Here is a 23186-nt window from a genome sequence, read left to right on the forward strand (position 1 = left end):
AAATTCACGCGAACTTCTCAGGGTCTGCATGCCAGCGTTTATTTGTGTCATTCAGCGAGGCTTCGATGGAGGTCAACCCGATGGTCACGGGGATACCTGGGCGGCCTCCGACCTTGATCAGGAACTTCCCCCGGCCCGGGGGTTCGACATCACCGCCGCGGGAATCCCACGCGGGCGGGTCCTGCCACGAGATGAGCTTCTGCTGTTCCTGCCGTGACAGCGGAATCGCAGCCGTCAGCAACGGCATCTCCGAAGCCGGAAGGCCTGCGCAAATGACCATGCCGGAACGTTCAACAAAGCCGCGGGCTTTCATCCTGTCTTCCTCGGCCGGGAGGGCCAGCAGGTCGGACATGGTGTGGGAGATCATGACCTGCCCGACCCCAACACTCCTGTTCAGCCGGGTGAGGGCGTCCACCCGGTCAACCATGCCCTTGCCGGAGCGCAGCGCCCGCCACAGCTCATCGAGGACGACGAAGTAGTTCCTGCGTGGTTCCAGTCCGGCGTCGGCGAGGGCGTTGGCGACGTTGACGGTCCCGAAGCCGTAGGACCAGCACGCCAGGAGGACCGCTGCCTGCAGGTCGGTTTCGGTTTCATCGATGCTGGAGACATCGAAGACCACGGCACGGTCCCGCCGCATGGGGTTAGTGGTCTGCCGGGAGAAGATTTCCCCGAGCTTCCCGCCACCGGTCAGGCCCAGCAGGGTCGCTTCCAGCGCGCGGGTTTCCTGCAGGTAGACGGTCATATCGCCGCGGTCCAAAGCGACCTGGCGCAGCTCGGCCGGGGCCGCGGTGATGACGTCGAGCAGGTCTTTCAGGACCGGAATGCCGTCGAACGTGTCATCGAGCACCCGCAGGGCCCGGTCAAGGATGGTCTGTTCCTGATCTGTCGGGGGTGAGTTCCGGCTGATCGTGATGAGGGAGACGACCATATTCAGCCGCCGGCCGTGGGCGTCGGCCCGGACACGGACGGCCGCGTCGTGGTGCCCTTGTTCCTCCAGCAGCTGGGCGACCTCGACGGCCTGGCCGGGATCGAGGATGTTCAGGTAGCCCCGTCCGCGGCCGAGCCGGATGACCTGACCGCCCAACGCCTCGACCGCGTCGACGTGCTCTGCCTTCAGGTCCCCCAGCACGAGGGGGTGCACGCCCTGACCGGAAAGGCCCAGGAGCATCCGTCGCACCAGCGTGGATTTGCCCAGGCCGGGTTTGCCGAGGATGAACGCAGACGGGTTGGAGATCAGGTGGGCGCGCTGGAACCAGCTGATCGGGTCGCAACAGACTGTCGCCTGGGTTTCTTCATGCCGGCCCAGCGGCACACCAATCATCGGCGACGACGTGCCGGAACTGAACGGCCACAATCCGCATACCTGCACCGTCGTGCCCCGGTACTCCCGCACCGCCGGAACCAGGGCAGCTGCTCCCCCACCACGGCCGCCCCAGCCGCGTGAGCCGGGGCCCCGGACACGGCCAGGACGCGAGGTCACCTCCTCGTCACCGGCGGAAGCCTTTTTCGCTGGGTTTACTGTTTTCACTTTTTTCGCTTGCAGGAACGTGAAGCGGGCCATTTAGAGGGCCTCCCTGATCTCGCTGGGCAGCAGGATGTGTCTGGGCAGCACCAGGCCCAGGGGCAAGGACGCGGCGAAAGCGGTGTCCTGCGAGCCGTAGGCGCGGCGAAGCAGGACCCGGGCAGTCCCGGAGGTCTGCTCGATCGCGGCCACCGCATCCGGAAGCCGGGCAACGTCGGTCACCGTGGCCGTGACGACCATGCCGAAGTTCACGAGCCCGGCACCCTGGGCTTCTTCCTGGGCAGTCTGCGCCGCCGACCGGGCATCAACCAGGGCACGGGCACTGGGACGGTTTCCGGAGGTGATCCGGACATTCGCATTGTTCTGGTCCCGCTCCACCACTGCCGCGGCACGGGCCGAATCCATCGGACGGTAGAGCAGGGACACGCGTTTGCGATCAACGTCCCCGTGCGGGGCCAACAGCCGGGACAAGACCGAAGAGTTCACCGAACCCCGCGGCGCACCCGTCATCGTCCAGGAGACAGAGAACGCGGAATCATGCCGGTACTCGTCCCAACCGGCCTGGGTTGCGGTAGGGCCCACCTCGCCCCAGGTCAGGGCGACCGGAGAACCGGCCGCATGGGCCTCATCGATAATCAGCGCCGCGGGCGGGTCATAGGCGATCCGGATGACCTCGCACAGTTCCTGCGCTGACATCGGCCGGGCGATCCCGGCACCGGTGGACTGCAACCGGGCACCCAGCCCAGGAATGCGCGAGGCGATGTCGCGGGCGACGTCCTCCGGCTCCCGCTTCCGGGACCCTGCACGAAGGGAAGCGTTGAAGGTCAACGACACCCAGGCCCGCACGGTCGCAGAACCTTCCGGGTAAGTCCGGATAACCTCCCGGAGGATGGCCTTGGCCGCCTCGGGGGCGTTCTCGTCAATGTTCATCTCGACTTCATTGCGCAACCGGTAGCCGGAGTCCGGGGCTGTCTCCACGGTCACTGCGGCGGCTTCCAGCCCTGCCTCATCGCCCAGTCCGGCGAGCCAACCGCCCCAGTTCGCCACCCAAGCATCGACCTGCTCGGGATCCACGAGCGAGGCGCCGTCGGGTTCGGTGGAGAAGATGACGGTGAAGTGGCTGGTGGTCGGCACGTGGAGCATGGCGAAGGGGCGGTTGTAGGAGTCGCTGAACTCATACAGGCGCGACTTCGCCGCCAACCCCGGAAGCTGATACATGCCCCACTCCGTCACCCCCAGCGGACCCGAGCGGTACAAGTTCGTGCCCGAGGAACGGGCGAGCCGGAAATTCATCCGGGTCGCGAAACGGTCCACCACGGACTGGCCGTGCTTGTCCTTGACGGTCAGCAGCAGGACCAGCACCCCGGCGACGGCCAGGACGCCCAGGCCCGCGAAGAGTCCCCAAATGGCAAAACTGATGATGCCCAGCAGCAGCCCGGCCATGACAATGCCGGTGCCGATAGCACCGAGGTCACCCAGGCCGGCGGACCTCGGGACCCGCCAGTTTCCGTAGGACGGTTCCTTGTATTCGGTGTTAATTGCTGCCACTGGGGCCCTCCCCCGTTGAATCCTGCGCTGTCTGTTGTGCGGCCGAAGAGACCCGTGAAGCTACCTGCGCGCCGACGGCGACAGCGACACCGGCCGGACCTGCAGCCTTCGCCGCCCCCGACCCGGCCCCGGTACCAGCTGTGCCGGCCCCCGCCCCTGCTGTCGCAGCCCCGGAGCTACCTGTGGTGCCCTTACCGGGCACTCCCCCGGCTCCGGACGCTCCGGCGGATCCCGGTGAAGGTTTAGCGTTGCCGCCGTTGGTCCCGCCGGGACCTTGGCTGCCGCCAGGAGACGCACCATTCTTGGACGGCTGGCTGGGCGGGATCGGAGACGCATTCCCGCGGCCGCTTCCGCTGCGGCCCAGCGATACAGCACCAGTGGCCATGGCCCCTGCAGCAGCAGCGGCTCCCCCTCCGGAGCCTGATGCGACCGCACCAACCATCGGGGTGACAAACCGCATCAAAGCCGGCAAGGCCAACAGGGCGACGATCATCAAGGCAAAGCCCGTGATGGAGCCAATCAAAGCGTTCGTGCCGGAAAATGAGCCCATGAGCTGAAATGCCACCGCGTACACGATCGCGGCCGCCGGTTTATAGAGAATGAACGCGATCGTCCAGCCAATAGCTTTCTGGAACCACTGCCTGCCCATCTCCGTATTGGTGAAAGCTGCTGTGGTGGGCAAAATGCCGGCAAGTATGACCAACATGCCGCTGCGGATGACCATAAGGACGATCTGGACCAGCGACGCGAGCAGGCCGACCAGGCCCAGGATGATCAGGATGAAAACCCCAATGCCGGGCTGATTCACCATCACCAAGAGACTCATGGCGTCCGCGAAGCCCTTGCCCTCCGTGGAGCGTTCGATGATGGCTGCTGAAAACTCATCAGCTGCGATCACCAGGATGGAGATCACTCCCAAGCCAAGACCCGCAACCAGAGTAAGGGTTAGGAGAGACCGGAGCAGGTCTTTCAAAGGTGCGCCCCGCTGCTCCCAAATCATCCGAGTACCGCCAAGAATGACGGAAAGAACGGCCAGGGTCAGCGTCCAGTAAGACAGTTGCGAATCAAGGAAGCCCACTACGGGGCTGGCCGTTACACCATCCTCCGTTGTGAGATTTGTGGTCGGCATACTTATCCAAAACGTGGAGAGCGTTGTTACCAATTGGCTCATTCCCTCCAAAATCGCCTTAGCGAGGCTTCCGATGGCGTCGTCTGCTATACCGGCGGCTACGTTTCCGGCTTCGCATCTCCAGTCCCCAAATCCGCACTCGGCCATGTCAGACCCCAGACCAAGGAATGAAACCGCTTAAGTCTCTGACTTGTGAAAAGTCATTGACCATTTCTCCGGAGTCAGCAACGGCCAATTTCCAGTCGCCGTCTATCCACTCCATCGGCAACACCGCATGTCCAAGGACTCCGTTAGAAGCCTCCATGGCCAGGTCAACGTTGGCCTTCTCGGGCGAGTAGCTTTTCAAGACAAAGCCTCGGAATTGAACGGAAGTCGCCGCACGATTGCTGGAACTGGATGCAGTGGCGGCGTCCTTCATAGCGGCGTCTCTGCCGGGGCCGGGAACCAGGAGCTTCTCTGTGACTTTGACTGTCAGTTCGGGGTTACCTGCAGACGTCATGGCTATTAGGTTTGCGGCAGCATAGAGGGCGCCCGTTGGGGACTGGGCATAGCAATAACGGAACCCGTCTTGCTCCTCTACCCCAGGGCCGTAACTCTGAGGCTCGTTTGGTGCAGCGATTTTTCCGACGAGTGCCCATTCCGTTTGAGGGGCGCGTCCCAACGCCGTCTCAGAGCTTGCTTTTAGCCCGCATACGCTTTCGCTTCCAGCCCTAGTGGGGTCGGAAGCAGAGCTGTTCACTGAGGGTGCCGACCCGGAGTGTGCGTCACCGTCCCCTTTCGGAATGAGGAAGAGGACGATGACGGCTGCTATCAGTGCGACCACGAGGGCGGCCGAAATGATGAATCCGGGTTTGGTGAATGGATTCTGTTCGGTGGTGTTCTGTGTGGATTCGCTCATGATGAACCTCCGAGGGTCGGGTTTAGACGAATGCGCGGACAATGCCGGAGGCGCCGGTGATGATGATGCAGCCGGCGAGGACCCAGCCGAGCTTGGCGATGGATTCGCCGCCTTCGCCGCGTCGGAGCTGGATGACCATGCCGATGCCGACGATGATCACGCCCAAAACGCCGAGGACCAGGCCGATGCCGGAGGCCCAGTTCAGTACGGTGAGCAGGCCCTGTGCCTGGGGAGGCACAACAGGGGTGGGGTTCGGGATGACGCTGGCGGGAAGAGCTACGATCAAGTTCATGGTGAGACCTTTCGAGGTATGGCGCTGTAGAGCTGTTGATTAATTAGTTGGTGAGGGCTGTGAGATCGGTGATCAAGCGTTGATACTCCCGGCCGAGTGTCCCGGTGTTGGTGTCCCCAAGCCGCCAGGATGCGACCCAGGGGAGCATCCAGAGCCGGGGGGCTCCCCCGCCGATGAGAGCTGCGAAGTCCCGCAGAGCTTTGGGTAGTTTTCCCGGTGCATCGGCCAGGACCGCGAGGCCCAGCAGGTTGACGTCTGGAGCTGCGCCGGAGGCCCATTGGATGAGAGCTCTTTGCGCTGCTTTCAGTCCGTGCATGTCTGAGCGGCAAACCAGCAGGACCGCCGGTTTGCTGAAGCCGTCTTCAAGGATGGGCCAGGCATGTTCTGTCGGGCGTGCGCCCTCCACGAGGTGGCTGAGCCGGGTTTCGCCCGCTCCTCCATGGACGCCGGTAACCCAGACCGTTGCCGTGCCAGTGACCGTGCGGCGGGCGAGGCGGTCAGCTGCGTCCGGTTCCACCATCCCCAGGACCGGGCCGTTGATGATCGCCGGCGGAGAAACGTATTCATCTGCAGTGGCCACTTCGGGCTCTGCCGTTTCTGGGCTGGTGATCCAGGGGTTCAGTTGCTGGTTCATCTGCATCCTCCTTTCAGGACTGGATTGTGTGGCGGTCAAGGGGGTAGTTAGAAGCCGGTGGCGACGGCGGCCGCGGCAGCCAGCCATGCCCGCTGGGTGGCGGGCTGGAGGGCTTCGTAGCGGATGGGGCCGTTGACCAGTGCCGGATCGTAGGGAATCCGGACGACGGCCCGGACAAATGGCTCGAAGCCGTCGGCGATCCGCTGGGCCTCGTCCTTGGCCCTCTTTAAGGCGTCTCCTGACATGGCGCGCTTGGCGTCTGTGGATTCGGAGACGATGACAACGGCGTTGCGGGCCAGTTCGGCGTCGTGGCCGCCACGGGATTCGAGGGTCTGCAGCGTCAGCCGGGCGGCTTCTGCGCGGTCCTCGATGGCCGTTACAGGCACGACGAGCTGGTTGGTGTGGTGGATCATCCGGCGCCAGTTCGCCGCCCGGGCGGTGTTGCCCGAGTCCATGACTACCAGCCGGTAGTACCTGGTGAGGACCTGGTGGGCGATGTCGACTTCCTCGGCCGTGACTTCGTGGTCGCCTTCTTCGTTCTCGTCCGAGCGCAGGACGTCGAACTTGTCCGCAGTCTGGTGGTGAACGAACTTGGCAATCTCGGCGGCGTTCGTTGACGGGGAGAGCAGTTCGGTCGAGGAATCGATCAGGTCCAGGACGCTGCGGTCATGGGCGCCCTTTTCCGTGCGCCAGCCCAAGGTGCCTTGGGATTCGTTGTTGTCCCACGCGACGGTAGCGGCCCCGCTGTAGCGGGCGAGTATGGCCGAGAGCATGACCACGGTGGGGGTCTTGTTCGCCCCGCCCTTGCGGTTGACCACGGCAATGGTCCGGGGACCGGGCCAGTGCTGGCTGACCGTGCGGATATCCTCGCGCTCGGAGAGTTCTTCGGCGGAGGGGTCCATCCGGAAGCCAAGGCGCGTGAGCGCACCCCGCCAGCCCTGTGTGGCCGGTTCCAGGACCGGGGCGCTGACCAGGAATGAGGTTTCCTTCAGACTGCGCCGGGTCGGTGCCTCCTGCGCTTCCGGGGTGGAGGTGGTTTCGGGTGTCAGGGTCATGGATGTTCCTGTCGCTAATGGGACGGTTCCCGGTACGTCACTGATCGGCTCGTCATTGATGGGCGCTGGGATGGGGGTTTCTGCAGCCGCAGGAGCGGGAGGTGCTGCGGCGGGGTCGGGAGCTTCTGCCACGCGGCGGCGTGAGGCCTTGGCCACGTAGCTGACCGACTCCTTAGTGCCGTCCGGGTTCACGATCAGCTCACCCTGGCCTTCCGGGTCATTGACCTGGACACGGACCGGACGGTTCAGTGTCTTGGCTTCCCTAACGACGAGGGACAAGGCGTTGTCGCGGAGTTGCTGCAGGGACTCCGCTGCTTTCACGTTCCGGGAGTTGCCGGCGACAACGACCTCGGCCGTGCCGTTGGCACGCACGATGGCGTTGATCTTCGGGAAAGCCGGGACATCTGTCTGATTCAGGACCATAGCGTTCTACCTTTCTGAAACGTGGAGGGTGGGGATCAGGAAGCCGGGGGCGTGAGCCAATTGACCTTCCACGGGGCTTCCTGGCCCGTGCGAAGCAGCTGCACCGTATAGGTCCCGGCGTCGGTCGGAACCGCCGCCATGACCCCGTAGCCGTTACCTTCATCGACGCTCAGCCTGGCCGGGCCGGTGACGCGGCTGGCGGGAATGTTAGCCGGGTCCACAGCCGAGTAATCAGCGGTCGCCTGTGGCGTTAACCATCGGGCAAGATCATTGGCCCACTGCTTTTCCTCCACACCAGGGCGGGCAAAATCCGCCATGGCCTTCTCAGCGACATCCACGGCCGCGTCCTTGCTGGCCTGATCCCAAGTAATGCCGATCGTGGCCGGAACCGTGCCCCCGGGAGCCTGCGGGCCGCTGCTGGCGCTCAGCGAAACCGGTGCGGAAGGCGTGGCGGTCGGTTCTGCCGGTGGTGGTGTGGTGTTCGCTGCCGGTGCGCACGCGGCGCAGAGCAGAGCCAGGGCGATGAGGGCCAGGGGCTTGTTCATTTCTTCTCCTCTTGGGTGGGCAGGTACAGGAACGCTGAAGGGATCTCGTTGCTGACGGTCCGGGTGTAGTAGTTGTGATCGTCCGGGGGCGGGTTGCCGTTGTAGCCCTCTTCGACGTAGGTCCCGTCGTCTTTGACTTCCTTGACCACGGCGACGTGACCGAATGTGGGGTCCGCTCCGCCGGTTCCCGGTGCGTACCAGACGACCGCCCCGACCCGAGGTGTGGCGCCGGTGGGCCAGCCTTTGGCGTCCCAGCCGGCCTTCCACGTCAGTGCCGAGCCCAAGGCCTGCCCGTCGGGGCGGAAGGTGCCGTTGAGGAACTTGAATGGTTCGCCGGTGGACCCCATTTGCTGGTTCACGCGCCACAGGGCGAAGTCCACGCATTCGCGGTAGAACATGCCCAGCGGGGATGCGGCGGCTGTGCTGGCTCCGACCTGCATCCAGGTGGGAGAGTCTTTCCAGGGGTAGTCATCCCCGGCACCGGACTGGCCCGGGATGGCGCAGTCGTTGCCTTCCAGGGTGAACTTCCCGTCCGAGAGTGCCTGGACGAGCTTGACGGCCTCGGGCCAGTACTTCTGGTAGTGGTACGGGTCGGCGTTGCGCTGGACCTTGTTGCCGGCGATGGTCGGTTCCAGCAGCTCCCAGCCCTCGACCTTCTGCAGGGCTTTGATGAAGTTCGTGGCGCTGGTGGTTGGGTCCATACGATCTGCATAGGAGCCCCACGCACCGTTGTCGCGCTGCTGGAACAACCCACGGGAGTCAGGGCCCGGTCCGTCGCCGTAGTCCAGAACGCGCAGGCCCGACTCCCCGAGGGACACCATGACGCTGATCATCTGTCCCTTCACGGACAGGTTCAGTGCGTTACCGGCACCCATGATCGCCGCGGCGTTTTTCAACTGCTCTTCGGTGTAACCCTCGACCTTGGTATCGCCGTCGATAGCAACGGAGACGGCCGGACCGCAGGTGGCGGCAGCAGGCTTCGCGGGGGCGAGCAGCAGGAGCATGGTGAAGATCAGGCCAAAGAAGAGACCGGGGATGGCAATGACTGCCACTACGCCAAGCGACTTGCGCTGCATTAGGACAGTCCCCCGTCCCGCTTGCGTACCCAGGACTCTTGGCACCGCAGGGCAACAACCCCGAAATAGAAGGCTTCAAGTTCTTGGGATGCACGCTCACGAAGCTCTCCGTGCATCGGCCACGGTGTGCCGAACGCCAACAAGTCGGTCACTGCCTGCACTCCCCCAAAAAAGACATCGTTTCCACAACTACCAGCCCGCGCGGACATTTCTCCACCGAGTGGACACAGCCCGCCATTCTCCACAAATTCAGAGCAAAACGCTTGTCAAAAGAGCTCTTTGAGACGGAACTAACTCCAAGACATCACTGGGCTCACTAGGTCGCCTGCCCCTTTCCTATTGCCAACGCGCACCTTCTAAAACTCCACTCTAGTGCATTTAATGCATTAGCTGTAGCTGGTAGTGCATTAAATGCACTAGCATGATCGGGAGGGCAGGTAAGACAAAATAGGAGGATGCCGCGCTATGTCAGTCCCAGCTCACCGATGCCAAAGAAGCTCGCGACGTTGACCGAAATCCTTGGCATTCCCCAGCTGCGGGCAGAAATCCTGCGCTTCCTCTCGCAACACCCGGACGGGGCAACGTCCGGTGAAATAGCGGCCGCTATCGGCACCCGCTACCAAACAGTTCAACGACACTTGGAACAGTTGGAAGAGTTGAAGGCGGTAAAAGCCAGTGTGAAACCGCCGCGCCAGGGCCATCATGTGGTCTTTAAGATCAAGCCCAACGTCTTGGCGGAAGCGGTCGAAAAAAACGCTTCCTACATACAAGGCTCATAAACGACACGCCGGGGTAACAGCGTCCCACTTAAGGCAATCGGATTGCTATTGGCTAGTGCTCAGTACCCCGAACTAGGAGGACCCATGGCACGGATGCATAAAGGCGATCGTCAGACCGTCACATCTAAGATTCCGCGGGCGGACGCCGAAAAGCTCAACAGGGTTGTTGAGATCACGTCCGAAAGCCGCTCCGAACTTCTTGCGCGGCTGCTGCATGACCACCTAAAGACCATTGATCTTGATGCCCTAGACGGCCAGGAGGCTTTGCCTATCGCAAAGGCCAGTTAAAAACTGAAGGCCCGCACTAAGGCGGGCCTTCAAAGCGTATGTAGTTCAGATCCGAAATCTTGGCGGACCACGATCTGAACTTTATCCAACACCCACCCAGTGGGTGGATCTTGTCGTACCCCCCGAGGAAGGAACTGGTCCTATCGTACCGCTTTTGGCATCCGCGTCAACGCACCCCAACAGCAGTGTCGACTGCCAAGTCGCGCCTGCTGACGCCTGGGTCCTTGCTCCACTTATCGCAGGCCATGCGTCATACCGTCTTGGCCGGTGGATAGGTGACCGTTTCCAGTACCCCCGACCCAAAGCTGTAGCCAACATCACTGCTGCGCTGCCGGCGCGTCCGGCAGCTGTTATGGTCCACGGGTCAGATGGCAGCGTTGCCACACTCTGCCTTGACCTGGACACGTCGAAAGCCGTCAAAGCAGTCGTTGACGCAGACGCAGAACGCCTGCGCACCATGCTCACCACCTGTGGTGTCGTCTTTGTGGAGGACTTCTCCCCCAGCGGCGGTCGGCACCTGTACATCCCGCTCCGGCAACGCCTAGATGCGGCCGAGGCGCGCGAACTTGTAGAAGCGTTGGCCCTGACAGCAGCGAGCCTGGATCCGAGCCCCCACCAGAACGTCACCGACGGATGTATCCGCGTCCCTGGCTCGGCTCACAAAACCGGTGGCCACCAGGTACTCATCACCCCCCTGTCCCAGGCATACGACGTCCTGCGGCGTAGAAACGCACCTGCAGCTATCGCTGCCCTCCGGACCGCGCTAGGTCCTGAACTGGCCCGCAACCGTGCCCTGAAATCGCATCAGGCCAACACTGCTGCCGCACAGCGCACAGCGGCCCACCATCTGCTGCGGCTGCATAGTGGCAGCGAGAACGCGCTGCGCCGAACCGCTCGCACCGGCAACTACGACACAACTCGCTACAAGAGCCCCTCTGAGGCCCGCATGGCCGTTCTCAACCACTTCAACGCCTGCGGCTGGACCCTCGCCCAGGTAGAGAACGAACTGAACGGCCAGTTCCCCGGCCTCGCCGCGCTCTACGGCACGCCTGCGAAGCAAAATCGACTTATCAAGCAGGAATGGGCCAACGCCGAAGCTTGGACAAAAACTGAACCCCGCAAAGGAAGGGGAAAAGATGCACTTATTAACAACACAAGCCCCACAAAACCCACAGGGGGGGCATCCAACCGCAGCACAGCTTCAATCCACCAACTCGTGAACGACCTGGAAAATGTGCTCTACGCGGTACTCGACCACAGACTCAAAGAACGCGGCCGCGAAGGGCTCAGCCTCCGCTTCCTCATCCGCGCGCTCCTCGCCTACATGAGGACGAAGGAAACCGATCTTCTGGACATTGGATGCCGCACTCTGGCTGCAGCTACGGGAAAGCACCACGTCACGATTGCGAGGCTCCTGCCAGCCTTGGTCCAAGCCTCAGATGGCATTCTCACCAAAGTCGCTGACGCCCGCCACAAAGCAGCAGATGTATACCTCATTCAGCTACCCGAGCAGTATCAACAACTAGCCCGTGAACTCAGCTGGCGAAAAGGTAAGATCCACTCCATTCGGCCCGTGTTCCGCGCCCTCGGCGACGCAGCAGCCCTTGTCTACGAGGCAATCGAACGCGGCCGCCACTCCCCCACTAGCGCAGAACTCATACGAAGCAGCGGAATCAGCCGCACGACCGTTGAGAAGGCCCTCATCGCAATGAAAGGGCTGGGCATGATCCACCGGGACGGCCGGCACTGGAAGATCACCGCTACAGCTAATCTTCGCGCCCTCGCGGAACGGCTGGGCGTAATGGAGGACTACCAAGCCCAGATAAGCCGCAACCGGCGGGAACGTGCTGCCTGGCATGCTTACTTGGATCGATTTTTAGACGGTCGAGTAAACGAAGGTGACCTTTACGATCCCGAGCGTGAAGAACATTGGATGCCACCCGATGACGCGGCGTTGTGGCTGGCGGCGTAGACGATACTCGGTAGATGTTGGGTTCGCCGGTTTCGCAAGTGAAAAAAGCATAGACAGGGAAGCCAGCTTTTCAAGTAAAACCACTGTTGCTGCCTACGTCCTGGGTCACGTTCTGGGCGGGAAATGACTACCCGGTAACAAGTCCCCGGTAGATGTTGGGCTCGCATGTCCACCAGGCGTGGGTTCGTCGGTTTTCCAAGTGAAGAAAGGATAGACAGGGAAGACGGGATGGCAACGAGGCCTGCTGGTTTCACCGGGTTTGCAGGGTTCGCCGGTTTCGCAAGTGAAAAAAGCATAGACAGGGAAGCCAGCTTTTCAAGTAAAACCACTGTTGCTGCCTACGTCCTGGGTCACGTTCTGGGCGGGAAATGACTACCCGGTAACAAGTCCCCGGTAGATGTTGGGCTCGCATGTCCACCAGGCGTGGGTTCGTCGGTTTTCCAAGTGAAGAAAGGATAGACAGGGAAGACGGGATGGCAACGAGGCCTGCTGGTTTCACCGGGTTTGCAGGGTTCGCCGGGTTTGCAGGGTTCACCGGGTTTGCAGGGTTCGCCGGTTTCGCAAGTAAAAAAAGCATAGACAGGGAAGCCAGCTTTTCAAGTAAAACCACTGTTGCTGCCTACGTCCTGGGTCACGTTCTGGGCGGGAAATGACTACCCGGTAACGAGTCCCCGGTAGATGTTGGGCTCGCATGTCCACCAGGCGTGGGTTCGTCGGTTTTCCAAGTGAAGAAAGGATAGACAGGGAAGACGGGATGGCAACGAGGCCTGCTGGTTTCACCGGGTTTGCAGGGTTCGCCGGTTTCACAAGTGAAAAAAGCATAGACATGGAATGCGGGTTGGCAAGTCGATTCCCCCACTGGTTTCACATGGTTCACAAGTGAAAAAAGTAAAGACACGGAAACCAGCTTCCCAAGTAGAGCCACTGTTGCTGGTTACGCTGGAATCACTGTGGAAGGGGAAGATATGAAACTCGATGTGGACCGCGGTGCCCTCAGCCGCGTGATTGCGGTAATAAACGGGAAGGGCGGGGTTTTTAAGACCAGCCTGGTTGCAAACGTTGGGGGACTTCTTGCCGAGGGCGGGTCACGAGTGCTCCTCGTGGACCTTGATCCCCAGGGAAACCTTGCCGAAGACCTTGGCTATGCCGATCAAGGCGATGGAGGTAGAAGCCTGGCAGCCTCGCTGTGCTTTGGGGGAGAACCAGATCTGCTCTTGAGCGTGCGTCCTAATTTGGACGTCATCGCCGGAGGTCCTCAACTTGATGATGCTGCCGCTTTCCTTGGAGCCAAGGCCCAGAAGGACCGTGACGCTGCACAGCTAGCTCTGGCTAAACTACTTGCCAGGGTGGCGGGGGAGTATGACCTTGTTCTGCTCGATTGTCCTCCAGGGAACGAGCCGTTGCAGGCCGCAGCTGTGGCTGCCGCACGGTACGCGTTGGTGCCGCTCAAGACCGACATGTCCAGTCGTAAGGGCGTCGCCGCAGTCGCAGCGCGCATGGACAGCGTTGTTGGACTCAACCCGGCATTGGATCTGTTGGGCGTCGTCCTGGTCGGGACCGGTACGAATTCTAAGCAGGTACACAAGGTCACCCGGGACCACCTCACAGCAGATTTTGGTACTGACGAAGTGCTGTTTCCGATGTCCATTCGGCATGCCGAGGCAACCGCCCAGGCGTGTCGGGAACGCGGATTGCTGGCCCACGAACTGGAACGTGAACTTAGCAAAGGACCGAAATGGTGGGAGGTCCTCCGCGGGGAAGCGAAAGCCGGGAATGCGGGGCCGAAGTCGGCTTCCAGCGTTGCCGAGGACCTTCATGCAGTTGCTATGGAAGTAACGCGGCGCATCGCTGTTGCAGAATCCCAGGAGGTCAACGCGTGAGCGCCGAAGCAACAACACCCGGCCGGCCCGCACTTGGCTTGCCTCCGAAACGCAATGCCGCACCCTCCACAGATGCCCCCCTGGCACGAATGCTCCCCGGACACCGACCCGATGCGCCAAAGAAGGAGGAACCCAAGGATTCCGAAACAGCCAACATGACGGTGAGTATCCCCGCTGCGCTCCGCAACCGGGCGAGGGCCGCGTACAAGGCGACCAGTTACGCCGAAGGAGACAACACCTGGAGCCATTTCGTGACCAAGGCCATCGAAGCAGAAACCGCGCGCCGCGAAGCTGAACACAACCAGGGCGAGATGTATCCATCCTGGGGAGAAAAACTTCCCGGCGGCCGACGTCTCAAAGACAGCTGAACAGCACCGCTAGGTCCGTAGATCGACATTGGGGTATTGCGGGCTGAAGGAAAAGCAGCGGGCAGGTTTATTCGTAGAACCTGGACAGGGGCTGGGGGGCATCAGTGACGCTGCCAGAGGTTCGTCATGGGGTGAACTGGGCGGACGTGTGGCAAAGCCGATCTGCTAGCTGCACCGCGACTTATCAGGCTCGCCCCGCCGGAGTGGAGACCACGCTGTCCTGCGCCAGGAAGCAGCTAGTTCTGGCCGCCGTCGATCACGCGCAGGGCAGGGGCGTCTTTCGGCCACGGATACAAGGTGTCGACCCGCTCAAATCCCAGGACGCCTTCAGGCTTTTCAAGGATGACAGAGTCCTGGTGGGAACCCGCAGCATGGGCAAGTGCCGCCAGCACAAGATCCAGCAACGCCCGGTCGAGCCCCGGTACAACGTCGGAGAGGGCAACCTGCTCATCGCCTCCAAGCGATGCCGCGATCATCAGGAATCGGCGCTCACCACCGGAAAGCCCGTCTATGTTCTCGGGGATGGCCTCGAAATCGACCCAGCTCCGGCCTTGCTCATCGCTGTGCATCCATGGCCAGCCCGCCTGGGCGAAGCGCCCGTTGAAAGCACGGAGAAGAAGTTCTGTGGCGGCTTCGCAGGGGAGGGAGCCTCGTGCCCATTCACGTAGCGCCTGAGGAGTGAACGTCATACGTGCATCATGTCACGGCTGACCCGGCCCGCGGCGTGGGCCGGCAGGTCTCCGAGCTTAGGTCCGGTCAGATCTACTGAATGCCCGCGCGATCGCCTGGATGGGGTAATTCCAGCAAGAATCAGAAGAATCCCCACAGCGGTCAGCTGCCCGATGAACATCAGGAGCGCCACGAGCAGCGTTCCACCATAGGTCAGGACAAAACTAAACGTGTCCGTGTCAAAGGGCATTAGCGGTCAACAAGTCAGGGGAGGGGGAGCGAGGTGGCAGGTGCCGGTACAAGGTGGTGCGTTTCAGCCCAGTCTTGGCGGTGATCTCCTTCATGGAGAAGCCCTTGTCTCGCAGCAGGGCGGCGTGTTCGAGCTTGTCGGCATCGATCACGGAAGGCCGTCCAGTGCGGCGCCCGTTGGCAGATGCCACTGCGCGGGCATGTGAGGCGCGTTCTGCTGCATAGGTTCGTTCCATCTCTGCGAAGAGTGCCAGCATGACAACGGCCAGTTGCGCCATGGGACTGTTCGGGTTCGAAGTGTCGATGGGCAGGGGATCAGCCAGCGTCCGGACACCGACGCCGCGTTCCTTGAGGTCGTGGACCAGGTTTAGGGTGTCCCGCACTGTCCGCCCCAGCCGGTCCAACGTGTGGACCACAAGCACGTCGCCGGCTCTGGCGTGACGTAACGCGTCCTGGAGCCCCGCGCGATCGGTGGTGGCCCCGGACTTCTTGTCCGAGAAGACCGTTTCAATGCCGGCGGCCGCCAAGGCGTCCAGTTGCCGGGCCAGATCTTGTTTCACCGTTGACACACGCGCATACCCAATCAACATGCCTAAAACCGTACCGAAAGTTGCCCCTGTGACGGGCCATTGTGGCGGGGGTTTTGGAACAACAAACGGGACAGTCAGATTAAGCGGCATCTAGACGATCCGGATCCGCGGGAGAGTGTCCCGCCAAGGTGTCCCAGTTCTAAGGAAATGAGACAGTGCCGCTTCTAACGCCGCGCGGAATTGCCGCAGTTCCATGGGCCTGCGGGTACTGCCGTTACCCAAGCCCTCGCGTCTGCCACAATCAGGGCATGATTTTGACGCAGGTGACTGTGGCGCGGCGATTCGAGCCGGACCGGTGTGCGAACTGTTTCGAGCCGCTGCCTGCATCCTACGAGCACAGGCCCTGGCTGTTCTGTTCTGTCCTGTGCAGGGAAACGGCAAACACGGTCCGTTACTGGCGGAAGACCTCCCGGAACGGGCAGTTCGAGGCTGACCCAGAGGTCCGCCAGGCCATTGGTATACGTCTCGCCCATATGCTGGCCGGCGGCTACAATGCCGATACCCGCCGGATCCCCGTCGACGTCCGCGCGCTGGTGATTGAACGTGACCGGGCCTGCGTGAAATGCGGCGGCCCTGGCGAGGAGATTGACCACATCAACGGCGACTCCAGCGATCCGGGAAACCTCCAGCTGCTTTGCAAGAACTGCCATCACGCGAAGACTGCCGAGCATCTGGTGCCTGCCAGTGATGAACAGTCCGACCGTATCTTCGCAATGCTCGTCGAAAGGGTTATCCCGGATATTCCTGCCCAACTTTGCGACGACGAACTTGCCTGGCAGGCCATCGAGCGTCAACTTCGAAGCGAAAGACTCGCGAGGGTCCGTCCAGCCAAAGCTCGGCGGAAGGATGAGCTGAACTCGATGGAGATGCTGCATCCGCGGATGGCACCGTCACCCTCTGCAGACTTCGACGAAGATGACGACGATGACCGCGACGAGCATTACTACGCCGGGTTCGGCGAGAACAGCCATTACGTCAAGGAGTGAACTCCTCGCGTTCAATGAATTTGCAGGTGCTTCGTCTACCATTTGGCTCCGCGCGTCTTGCGTGCGTGATTCACATGGTCACCGTGGCCTAGTATCCGTCAGCGATGGACTCCAGGAGCCACTGGCTGGAGAGCGGGTCACGCGCAGAGTGAAGGTCCGTAAGGCGGAGTTGGAAGTCAGGCCAACCGTCGAAGTAGTGAGTGCAGTGCCGTAGCAGCTGGCGGCGCGCTCCACTGACGTCGCCCGGGGCATGCTGCAAGGTCGGCGACTGTGGAGATTTAGAGGTACTGGGTGCAAGACGCGAGAGGAGGGTCGTCCTCCGGTACGGCGACACCGTCACCGGATGGAAGGCCCTAGTTCAGGTTCATGCCGAACTGCCGGGTCAGGAGCGCCCGCTTGAAATGGGCCTCGGCTGCGTCCACCTGCGCGGACGGAGCGCTCGGGGAGAAGACCTGCAGGATACTGAACTGGAAGTGCTGCCGGTGCCGGGCGTCGGCGGTGGCCAACTCCCGGAGTGCGACGTTACCGCCGTGGCCATTTCTGGCATACTCGCTCCAGCGGCCCAGGAAACGCTCCGCGCCGTCTGCCTTGCCCACATACAACCGGCCGGTGCTGGTGTCGGCAATGAGGTAGATACCCTGCACGGAGCTGAGGGCCGTCCGCCATTGGCCGTATCGGTCGTCGGTGATGACGGCCTGGAGCTCTTCAAAGCTCACAAGCAGTGAATCGAATCCTGGGAACGGCACGTGGGACGGATCGGATATCTCTACCACCGACATGGAGGTTGCCTGGTCGCCTGTCTTGGCCCAGTTCACCGCGTCCTTGGTCCACTCGATCACCAGGCGGTCCGCCAGGGCAGCAAACACCGGGGTGGGCTGCAGGTCAAAGAAGCGGCGATCTTGAGTGCGCTCTGCAAGCACTTCACCATGGTTCTCGTGCGCAATGATGAACCGAGCGCGCCGGCCGGTTGTGGCGAGGAAGTTCAGCCAGAACCGGGGTGGAGTTGCCGGGACCTTACTGTTTTGGATGCCTTGTTCTCGCACGTACGGCAGCAGGTTAGGTCCCATCGCATCTGCCCGGGTTCGCAGACCGTCGGGCTTAAGTGTGTGCCGGATGACCAGCAGCTCCTGCGGTGCCAACCCCGTGGTCTGGAAGAGATCTGCGAGGCTCAAGCCACCCGAGATGTCATTCATGCATTGCCTTCTGTCCTGCCGCCAACGGCCTCAAAATTTGGTCACTTCAAGCACTCAGGGCCTGGTCTTCCAGTTGCTGGAAGGTCCGCCCGTCCGCGGTCTTCCAGGTAATCCGTCCGTTGATGTTGCCGCCGAGGACGATGGCGCCAGCCGTGCTGGGGCTGCTGAACAGGTGGTCTTTGACGAAGACGTAGTCCTCGCCGCGCACCTCGGCAATGCCCTGTTCGACTAGAGCCACGCGGCGGCGCGCCAATGAGGCGGAGAGGGAGGGACGGGCTATTGCTTTACCGACAGAGCCGACAAGGACGAGTAGACCTTCTGTGGTCGGCCTGGCGCGGGCGTCGGTGCCACTTTCCCTGAAGAACAGGGTTTCAGCAGCGCTCCCTCGCCCAAGAGTGCCAGCCAGACTGATTTCGCGGACCGGCTCCAGGGCCGGGTAACCCAAAGTGGTTAGGAGAACGGAAATGGTTTCCAGATACTCCCGGCAGTCGGATTCGAGTGGCGGTGGAGTGTGCGGGTTTGATGCTTCGTTGCCATTGTGCAGCTCGTACCGCCCTGCCTGAGTGGCGTTCTGGATTGCCTGCCACTCCATGTAGCCAGTGTGCGTGTTCGTCCATGCGTTCGTCAGGGAAACGGCAACCAGGGCACGGTCCCAGAAATCCTTCTTGTCCGAGTGCTGCTTGAGCCTGTCACCAACGCTGCCGCTCTGGCCGATATAGCAAGATGGCAGCCCCGACGATGAAGATCCGAACAGGAAGTAGATAGCGACCTGCTTGGATTCTGGCATGTCCCGGAAGTCCCTCAAAAGCGGCCGCGGTACCTCGAAAACCCTCACCGTACGCGTGGTGATCTCGGCCATCCGTATGCCGGCCGGATCACCCTGGGGAAGGTAAATCTGGATGGTCTGGGGCAGCGGCGTTCTCGGAGACATACTCGAATCCTAATGAGGGGCAGCGAAAGGACCGACAGGTGGCACCGCCGGTGCGACACTCAAGCGATCACAGAAGCCACCAACTATCAGCAAAGTTCACGGGGGAATGTCCCCTTGATGGGTGTCCCGGTTTCAAGGAAGTGGGACACGTTTGTCCACGTACCTAACTCTTGGTCACGGTTCACTCGCTACACGTGGATAGCGGGCGGTCGGGGGCCTGCATTTCCGGACGAAACTGTTGAGGCCGCTGCTCGGCCGGTAATAGACCCGGTCATGGGCCTGCACCGCCTGTACGCGGTTGATGTAGAGGGCGTGTTCCTGTTGAACTCGTTCAGCAGCGGGGAGCTTCGAAGATCCCCAGTCAATCGCTACCAGTGCTCTTGGTCCAAGCGGCATTAGTACTGCCGCGGAGTCGTATAAAGGTAGCCGGTCCGTGGGTTGCATTCCTGGTCGGAATCCGAATGAAGGGGAGTCTCCTAGGACTAGTTCGACACCGTCATCACAGTAGTGGACGGTCACACGGCCACTCCCCAAATATGAGCAAGTCTTTTGGAAAATCTCTTCCACCCAGTTTTGGAACAACTCGCCCGAACCGTTCCCCAGTCTGATCTCCTCCAAGATTTCATCGGCGATGCTCTCCAAAATGTCAGGCGAGTCGAGGTGTAGACCGTGCTTGAGAAGTGCCAGATGTTTTAGCCTGTGCTGGTCCTCCCGCACAGCCTGTTCGATGTTCGCGAAGCTAATTTCGTGTATTTGCCGGGTTTGGATGCTACGACTGAAATGCAAAGCGACGCAGTCTGCGATCGCCCGTAGGTGTTCAGGGGCGAGGGCAGCGTGACCGGCATCAAGAGCAGTAAAAGCCGGCGTGAGGCGGCTTTCAACCGTTTGCCAGAGCTTCTCCGCTGCCCAGGGCTGATGACTGACGTAGTCCGGGACAAATCCAATTGATTTGGGCGAACTTTTCTTAATTGAGCCAGAGGCCAAGCTGTAGACGCCGACTTGCCGGGTGCCGGGGTCAGCGAAGCGCCTCAGTAGTACTTGCGAAATCACATGCTGTCGCTTGATGTGCTTTGTCACCATTCCCCTTCCGGCGGCAAAAATCCCGCACCCTGGTCAATTCATCGCGGGCGGTCCTTCCACAAATCTGGCTTATGCTCACTCCACTTTCCAGAACGGTCGAGGCGTTTCAATGCTTCTTGTCGAGCCAATCCAGGGCGTACAGCAATCCTCATCATTTCCGGCCACCCGTCGCCTTGATAGCCGGAACGACCAGGAACGAGGCGATATTTCTTTCGATGCACGCGCGCTCGGCTGTCCCGCCAAGAGAGGTAAACCAAGAATTCTTGCGGGGAAGTGACTTTGCATTGTCGAGTCTCGCCGGCCGGAATGGTGCCGAAGCTTTGCACTTTAAGGGTGAGGTGTGGCCCAGTAGCAAGCAGAGACACTTGTAGAGCGGTGTTTGGCCCTTCATTGTCCACGTCGATGACGGAGCCGTCCTGGGAGTATCTAAGGACCAGGTCGGCGCGGTCTCGACCGTCCTCCCGTTCAGCCGTCCTCTTTACGTTCCAAAGGGTTACGACCAAAGAAGCCGCAGCGACGAGAACGGCGACAACGGAGAGTACCTCAGCTAACTGCATGAAGCGAACCACCGGCTAACTGTCGGACGCCCTTTCGCTGACGTGGATTGCTCAGCTCCAGACAGCGACAACACGAAGCTCTGCATCGGCTGCGACATGCTGACCGCCGTGATCATTGGAGAGGACGCAGAGAGGCAAGCCCCCTGGCATCGCCGCTGGACAGTCTGTGCCTTCGGGGAAATCTCGGGGGGCAAAGTCGTCGCCAGTGCTGTAGTTCGTCATGGCCCAAGAGTATCGGCCGATTACTCAGTTGGGTGACCCTTGCAACGAGCGGGAAACGGGCTGGCGCCTACTGGTTGGACGGAGACAGCTCATTTTCCTTATGGTGCTGGGGGCCTGGTCTAGCTCTGCAGAACTCCGCAGGCTTCATGGTCGGGGATGTCGCCTTGTTTCATCTGCCTATGTTCGGCGAAATTCTTAGCCGTATGCTCGTTGTGAGCGGAGCAGCGACGGCCTATGAGTCGGGAAATAGCGTCGGTAAGGGCTTGAGTTTCGGCTGGAACTCCCGGCCTGACTTCGCCGGTTTCGTCGATGACTACATAGCCCCATTCAAAGAGGGCGTCGCAGCCGATGCTGCAGACCAGCATCGCTGCTGAGCGGAAGTCCCGGCGCTCCTGTTCACTGCATCTGCTCCGCGGTTTGATGTGCCCCGCTATCAGCAGACCGGAAGGCAATTCGGACCCGCAGAGAGAGCATGGGGCTACCGTGCGTCCGCGGAGGAGATGCTTTCTAAGATGACCTTGCTCTTTGCGGATCGAGCTCCAAGTCGAGCCGTCAGTTTCGTCAGCATCCCAATAGTCGGAGGATCGTCCTAACAGCCCGGAATCGTGAATGGGGAGCGTTATTTCCAGCTTGGAAAGGAGCGACTGCCCGTCAGCTTCCGTTAGTCGAGACAGGAACCCCAGATACATGCTAATAGGGGTGTTCAGTGGTCCGGGGCGGCCGACCTCGATCAACCCGGCAAGTTTCTTGTAGTGGAGACGGAGCCCTGTCTTTAGAGGTTCGACGCGGACCTGCCAACCTGCGTCGCCCTCATCTGGCCGTCGTTTGTACCCTGACGGCCGTTCGCATTCTTTGTAGCTCTCGATCACTTTGCTCACGGCCCGCAGGTAACCATTCGCATGATGGAACACGATGTCGCCGGGCTGCATCTCGAAGATGATGCTGCGCGTTTCCTTCAATGCCCTGTTTCCACCTCGAGGGCACGTCCAGAGAGCTTTTTGTTCCATTGCGACGTCAAAGTTGTCGCCCTGCATCGCATACCAAAATTTCACGCCTATCCCTTCGTTTTGGGCATTTCCTGCCAGCCCCCTGGAGAATGACTGTTGGCAGAATTTCCGTCCATTGAGTTACGTGTCGGCCGCCGTGCTAGGACGGGCCTGGGCAAGCTCCCTCAAATGTTCCTTTGAACGACCACCTGGCGTGTAGGCTGCTTCTGCTATTTCGTCTGGTGTCATCTGGTTGATCAAGGCTGTGGCTTGGGCTAGCACTCTGCCGGCGGCGGCGATATGGGGGGCTGGCGCTTCAGGAGGGAGGCGGCGTGAGAGATTATTCATCGGCAAACCGTATCTAGGGAAACTGACTTCTCAGTGCCGACGTCTGGCCCTGAGGTCGCTACAACTTCAGCTTAAACAATGTGTGCTCAATTTGATCAGCCCGTACAGGAGAGTCCGCTTCTGCCCGTTGTGTGGCCTCGGCGGCCCATTGATTCAGCAGTTGGCAGTAGGCTCCATAAATGGACGGTCCCCAGGAATCATTACGTGCATCGGGCCAGACATCCAGGCTTTTTAGCCGGCCAGCTACCACTCTGTCCAGAATTAGATGATTGGGCATAACCTTGGAACCTTGGGAGAAATACAGAAACTTTGTTCCGAACGCGGGTCCCAGCTGAGAAACCCGACCTGTCCCCCTTGGCGTTGTGAGGATGCTGTAGGCCTCCCGGGCGGGCTCACCTGCTTGAATGGCTGACCAGGCATTCTCCAGGAGTGCGGCGGTCTGCGTTGGGTCTTTGGCTAGCCCATCGAGCCGACGGTGCAACCACGACCCCGGTAGCCCTAAGCCCCATGCCAAGGAGTGGTACAGGAGCTGCATTGCCCTCGCCGGTGACGGGGTTTGTTGCCCCAGTGCGAACACTTCCTGACGGGAAATAGTGATTCGGCCGCCGCTTGCGAGCTTCCCTTCGGCAGGGACGAGACCTTTATCGCTGAGCACTTTCTGCCATCGGTCGCTGTTGACGTTGACTCTGTGATCCAGAACGACGGCTGGGGTGCTGAGGGCCTCATAAACGGGTTCCGGCAGTGGGCTGCTCAGAATGATCATGACGTGACTCTACATCCAGTGTTGGACCCTGCCTTGGCGGAACAACGGCCGGCAGACTTGGGCGGCGTCTCTAAGATTAAGGTCAGAGAGGGAAATCCCGCGCAATCGGTGACCAGTCCTTCACCATAGCGAAAGAGGCTCTTTGTAATGTGGCTGTGCCCCACGGGTCGGATACCTGCAGATAAGGCTGGCAAATGACGGGA

The 23186-nt window shown here is 61.1% G+C and carries 23 protein-coding genes; 7 read left to right on the forward strand and 16 right to left on the reverse strand.

Annotated features, from left to right (window positions below):
• Positions 1–4: 4 nt before the first annotated feature.
• The 9 genes from LFT49_RS22110 to LFT49_RS22150 are packed head-to-tail and all read right to left on the reverse strand — an operon-like array spanning position 5 to position 9122.
• Positions 5–1561: an ATP-binding protein gene (locus tag LFT49_RS22110; protein WP_237430725.1), complete on the reverse strand. Its 1557-nt coding sequence runs from the start codon at positions 1559–1561 to the stop codon at positions 5–7.
• On the reverse strand, positions 1562–3070 hold the full coding sequence (locus tag LFT49_RS22115; protein ID WP_237430726.1) for an SCO6880 family protein: 1509 nt from the start codon (positions 3068–3070) through the stop codon (positions 1562–1564).
• Positions 3057–4346 (reverse strand): hypothetical protein, encoded by a 1290-nt coding sequence (locus LFT49_RS22120; protein ID WP_237430727.1) that lies wholly within the window; start codon positions 4344–4346, stop codon positions 3057–3059. The genes LFT49_RS22115 and LFT49_RS22120 overlap by 14 nt, the downstream gene beginning before the upstream one ends.
• A gap of 1 nt (position 4347) precedes the next feature.
• Positions 4348–5097: a hypothetical protein gene (locus LFT49_RS22125; RefSeq protein WP_237430728.1), complete on the reverse strand. Its 750-nt coding sequence runs from the start codon at positions 5095–5097 to the stop codon at positions 4348–4350.
• A 22-nt stretch (positions 5098–5119) separates the two neighbouring features.
• Positions 5120–5389 (reverse strand): hypothetical protein, encoded by a 270-nt coding sequence (locus LFT49_RS22130; protein WP_237430729.1) that lies wholly within the window; start codon positions 5387–5389, stop codon positions 5120–5122.
• 43 nt (positions 5390–5432) lie between these two features.
• Positions 5433–6023 (reverse strand): DUF6668 family protein, encoded by a 591-nt coding sequence (locus LFT49_RS22135; protein ID WP_237430730.1) that lies wholly within the window; start codon positions 6021–6023, stop codon positions 5433–5435.
• A gap of 47 nt (positions 6024–6070) precedes the next feature.
• Complete coding sequence (locus LFT49_RS22140; protein WP_237430731.1) at positions 6071–7501, reverse strand: chromosome partitioning protein ParA; 1431 nt, start codon at positions 7499–7501, stop codon at positions 6071–6073.
• 35 nt (positions 7502–7536) lie between these two features.
• Entirely contained in the window at positions 7537–8046 is a 510-nt protein-coding gene (locus LFT49_RS22145) for a hypothetical protein (protein ID WP_237430732.1), read from the reverse strand.
• The gene (locus tag LFT49_RS22150) at positions 8043–9122 is read right to left on the reverse strand and encodes a CHAP domain-containing protein (protein ID WP_174180862.1); all 1080 of its coding nucleotides are present in this window, start codon (positions 9120–9122) and stop codon (positions 8043–8045) included. Before LFT49_RS22150 ends, LFT49_RS22145 begins: the two co-directional genes overlap by 4 nt.
• Positions 9123–9577: 455 nt before the next feature.
• Between LFT49_RS22150 and LFT49_RS22155 the strand changes: the two genes are divergently transcribed.
• The 6 genes from LFT49_RS22155 (at position 9578) to LFT49_RS22180 (ending at position 14409) form a co-directional block, all read left to right on the forward strand.
• Positions 9578–9901: a helix-turn-helix domain-containing protein gene (locus LFT49_RS22155; protein WP_139031143.1), complete on the forward strand. Its 324-nt coding sequence runs from the start codon at positions 9578–9580 to the stop codon at positions 9899–9901.
• Between the two features lie 84 nt (positions 9902–9985).
• Positions 9986–10189, forward strand: coding sequence for a hypothetical protein (locus tag LFT49_RS22160; RefSeq protein ID WP_012311495.1), 204 nt, complete (start codon positions 9986–9988; stop codon positions 10187–10189).
• A 352-nt stretch (positions 10190–10541) separates the two neighbouring features.
• Positions 10542–12161 (forward strand): hypothetical protein, encoded by a 1620-nt coding sequence (locus LFT49_RS22165; RefSeq protein ID WP_237430733.1) that lies wholly within the window; start codon positions 10542–10544, stop codon positions 12159–12161.
• Between the two features lie 410 nt (positions 12162–12571).
• Positions 12572–12814, forward strand: coding sequence for a hypothetical protein (locus LFT49_RS22170; RefSeq protein ID WP_237430734.1), 243 nt, complete (start codon positions 12572–12574; stop codon positions 12812–12814).
• A 312-nt stretch (positions 12815–13126) separates the two neighbouring features.
• Entirely contained in the window at positions 13127–14041 is a 915-nt protein-coding gene (locus LFT49_RS22175) for a ParA family protein (RefSeq protein WP_012311493.1), read from the forward strand.
• Positions 14038–14409, forward strand: coding sequence for a ParB family protein (locus LFT49_RS22180; RefSeq protein WP_237430735.1), 372 nt, complete (start codon positions 14038–14040; stop codon positions 14407–14409). Before LFT49_RS22175 ends, LFT49_RS22180 begins: the two co-directional genes overlap by 4 nt.
• Positions 14410–14645: 236 nt before the next feature.
• Here LFT49_RS22180 and LFT49_RS22185 read toward each other — a convergent pair whose 3' ends face one another.
• Both LFT49_RS22185 and LFT49_RS22190 read right to left on the reverse strand, forming a co-directional pair.
• On the reverse strand, positions 14646–15098 hold the full coding sequence (locus tag LFT49_RS22185) for a hypothetical protein (protein ID WP_174180860.1): 453 nt from the start codon (positions 15096–15098) through the stop codon (positions 14646–14648).
• A gap of 219 nt (positions 15099–15317) precedes the next feature.
• Positions 15318–15917 (reverse strand): recombinase family protein, encoded by a 600-nt coding sequence (locus tag LFT49_RS22190; RefSeq protein WP_237430736.1) that lies wholly within the window; start codon positions 15915–15917, stop codon positions 15318–15320.
• A gap of 248 nt (positions 15918–16165) precedes the next feature.
• Here LFT49_RS22190 and LFT49_RS22195 point away from each other — a divergent pair, with 248 nt between their 5' ends.
• On the forward strand, positions 16166–16903 hold the full coding sequence (locus LFT49_RS22195; protein WP_237430737.1) for an HNH endonuclease: 738 nt from the start codon (positions 16166–16168) through the stop codon (positions 16901–16903).
• Between the two features lie 353 nt (positions 16904–17256).
• Here the strand turns inward: LFT49_RS22195 and LFT49_RS22200 are convergent, their stop codons facing one another.
• The 5 genes from LFT49_RS22200 to LFT49_RS22215 form a co-directional block, all read right to left on the reverse strand.
• Complete coding sequence (locus LFT49_RS22200) at positions 17257–18096, reverse strand: GIY-YIG nuclease family protein (RefSeq protein ID WP_237430738.1); 840 nt, start codon at positions 18094–18096, stop codon at positions 17257–17259.
• Between the two features lie 46 nt (positions 18097–18142).
• Complete coding sequence (locus tag LFT49_RS22205) at positions 18143–19027, reverse strand: GIY-YIG nuclease family protein (protein ID WP_237430739.1); 885 nt, start codon at positions 19025–19027, stop codon at positions 18143–18145.
• Positions 19028–19201: 174 nt separating this feature from the next.
• Positions 19202–20107 (reverse strand): DUF4238 domain-containing protein, encoded by a 906-nt coding sequence (locus LFT49_RS22775; RefSeq protein WP_442863744.1) that lies wholly within the window; start codon positions 20105–20107, stop codon positions 19202–19204.
• 898 nt (positions 20108–21005) lie between these two features.
• Positions 21006–21938, reverse strand: coding sequence for an HNH endonuclease signature motif containing protein (locus LFT49_RS22210; RefSeq protein ID WP_237430740.1), 933 nt, complete (start codon positions 21936–21938; stop codon positions 21006–21008).
• A 340-nt stretch (positions 21939–22278) separates the two neighbouring features.
• On the reverse strand, positions 22279–22983 hold the full coding sequence (locus LFT49_RS22215) for an 8-oxoguanine DNA glycosylase OGG fold protein (RefSeq protein WP_237430741.1): 705 nt from the start codon (positions 22981–22983) through the stop codon (positions 22279–22281).
• Positions 22984–23186 lie beyond the last annotated feature (203 nt).

The organism is Arthrobacter sp. FW306-06-A, from assembly GCF_021870055.1.
In the GTDB taxonomy this organism is placed as follows: domain Bacteria; phylum Actinomycetota; class Actinomycetes; order Actinomycetales; family Micrococcaceae; genus Arthrobacter.